This is a genomic window from Streptomyces javensis (assembly GCF_039525925.1).
GTDB classification, from domain to species: Bacteria; Actinomycetota; Actinomycetes; order Streptomycetales; family Streptomycetaceae; genus Streptomyces; species Streptomyces asiaticus.
In genome coordinates this window covers 1-594 of the sequence record NZ_BAAAIF010000285.1, presented here as the reverse complement: position 1 = coordinate 594, position 594 = coordinate 1, and the positions used below count along the sequence as shown (strand labels likewise).

The 594-nt window shown below is 66.7% G+C and carries 1 protein-coding gene; it reads left to right on the top strand.

What is annotated here, in order from left to right:
- Positions 1-594: acyltransferase domain-containing protein (locus ABD329_RS47980; protein WP_344318321.1), on the top strand; the 594-nt coding region annotated here is incomplete at both ends.

Here is a 594-nt window from a genome sequence, read left to right as displayed (position 1 = left end):
CGGGTGGTGTTTGTTTTTCCTGGTCAGGGGGCGCAGTGGGTGGGGATGGGTGCGGAGTTGTTGGAGTCGAGTGCGGTGTTTGCGGAGTGTTTGGGTGAGTGTGCGGGGGTGTTGGATCCGTTGACGGGGTGGTCGTTGGTGGATGTGGTGCGGGGTGTTGGGGGTGGTGTGTCGTTGGAGCGGGTGGATGTGGTCCAGCCGGTGTCGTTTGCGGTGATGGTGGCGTTGGCGCGGGTGTGGTTGGTGGCTGGTGTGGTGCCGTCGGCGGTGGTGGGTCATTCGCAGGGGGAGATCGCGGCGGCGTGTGTGGCGGGTGGGTTGTCGTTGGAGGATGCGGCGCGGGTGGTGGTGTTGCGTAGTCGGGCGATCGCGGCGGGGTTGTCGGGTCGTGGCGGGATGGTGTCGCTGGGTGTGGGTGTGGATGAGGCGGAGTTGTTGGTGTCCCGTTGGGTCGGGCGGGTTGAGGTTGCGGCGGTCAATGGGCCGTTGTCGGTGGTGGTGGCTGGTGAGCCGGAGGTGTTGCGGGAGCTGGTGGCGGAGTGTGAGGGCGTGGGGGTGCGGGCGCGGTGGGTTGATGTGGACTATGCCTCGCAT